Raw genomic sequence first — 1,757 nt, forward strand, 5'->3', positions numbered from 1 at the left:
GCCGGCATCCGCGAAGCGTTGCGCGCCGCCGAGCAGGCTCGGCGCCAGCGCAAGGCCGAAGGCGACCGTCTTGCCGGAGCCGGTCTGGGCCGAAACAAGCGCGTCGGCCACGCCGAGCTCTGGAGCCAGCACCGCTTTCTGCACCGCCGTCAACTCGACATAGCCGCGATTTTGCAACGCCTCTGCAAGCGCAGGCACGATCGTTTCGAAACTGGACATCTTTATCTTTCGAAATTCGGAATCTTCTGCAGCCCGACACCGGGCTTTTTGCCGGCGGGCGCAGATGCGCCGCATGAGCCGAACGGTTGCGGCGTTCCTACTTCGCCGCGCCACCGATGTACAGGCAGGCGCCAATTGACTCTTTACGCAAAGTGCGTAAAAGCCGGCACCGAACGGGATCATCCTCGATGCGCGGCCTTCTGATGGCTCTTCTTGCATTCGGTGCCTCCGGCCACGATGCAGCGCATCGGGCCGGGCGCTTCGGCGCGTCCGTCCGTTCCCGCAAAACTATGGCCAAAACCACCACCAAAACGGTGTGATTCCCTTGGCTTAACCACCCTCTCCCGGGTTCGGCCCGGGGGACGGAACCTGCATGAGGCCGGCGGGTTTTCCTTTTCTCCAACAACCAAGCGGAGAGGGACAGGAGATTTCGATGAGTTTCAAGGTTGCGGTAGTCGGCGCCACGGGCAATGTGGGCCGCGAAATGCTCAACATTCTGGACGAGCGCGGCTTCCCGGTGAGCGAAGTTGTGGCGCTGGCCTCGCGGCGCAGCCAGGGCACTGAGGTGTCCTTCGGCGACCGCACGCTGAAGGTCAAGGCGCTCGACACCTATGATTTTTCCGACACCGACATCTGCGTCATGTCGGCCGGCGGCAATGTTTCCAAGGAATGGTCGCCCAAGATCGGCAAGCAGGGCTGCGTCGTCATCGATAACTCGTCGGCTTTCCGCTACGACCCGGACGTGCCCCTGATCGTGCCGGAAGTGAACCCGGACGCGATCGAGCTGTTCTCGCGCAAGAACATCATCGCCAACCCGAACTGCTCGACGGCGCAGCTCGTCGTTGCGCTGAAGCCGCTGCATGACGTCGCCACCATCAAGCGCGTCGTCGTCGCCACCTACCAGTCGGTTTCCGGCGCCGGCAAGGAAGGCATGGACGAGCTCTTTACCCAGACCCGCGCGGTTTTCGTCGCCGATCAGGTCGACGTCAAGAAGTTCACCAAGCGCATCGCCTTCAACGTCATCCCGCATATCGACGTCTTCCTCGACGACGGCTTCACCAAGGAAGAATGGAAGATGGTGGCCGAAACCAAGAAGATGCTCGATCCCAAGATCAAGCTGACGGCGACCTGCGTGCGCGTGCCGGTGTTCATCGGCCACTCGGAAGCGGTCAACATCGAGTTCGAAAAGCCGATCACGGCCGACGAGGCGCGCGAGATTCTACGCGAGGCGCCCGGCTGCCAGGTCTTGGACAAGCGCGAGAACGGCGGCTACATCACGCCGCTCGAATCGGCCGGCGAGGACGCCACCTTCATCTCGCGCATCCGCGAGGACTCGACCGTCGACAACGGCCTGTCGATGTGGGTCGTCTCCGACAATCTGCGCAAGGGTGCGGCGCTGAACGCCGTCCAGATCGCCGAGCTCCTGGTCGAGCGGGGCCTGATACAGCCGAAGAAGAAGGCGGCCTGACGGCCCTTCATTTCTCGCTCACGGGCCGCACCGCCGCTGGCGCGGCTGGCCCTCCGCGGGGGCGCCGGAC

At 63.5% G+C, this 1,757-nt stretch carries 2 protein-coding genes; one reads left to right on the plus strand and one right to left on the minus strand.

Annotation, left to right across the window (positions count from 1 at the left end):
* Window positions 1-219 (minus strand): DEAD/DEAH box helicase (locus tag DH10_RS35020; protein WP_192385891.1); only part of this gene is annotated, 219 nt, incomplete at its 3' end.
* Between the two features lie 433 nt (window positions 220-652).
* Between DH10_RS35020 and DH10_RS35025 the strand changes: the two genes are divergently transcribed.
* Window positions 653-1,687 (plus strand): aspartate-semialdehyde dehydrogenase, encoded by a 1,035-nt coding sequence (locus DH10_RS35025; RefSeq protein WP_192246363.1) that lies wholly within the window; start codon window positions 653-655, stop codon window positions 1,685-1,687.
* Window positions 1,688-1,757: the final 70 nt, after the last annotated feature.

Origin of the sequence: Mesorhizobium silamurunense (assembly GCF_014843825.1) — a bacterium.
GTDB classification, from domain to species: Bacteria; Pseudomonadota; Alphaproteobacteria; order Rhizobiales; family Rhizobiaceae; genus Mesorhizobium; species Mesorhizobium silamurunense.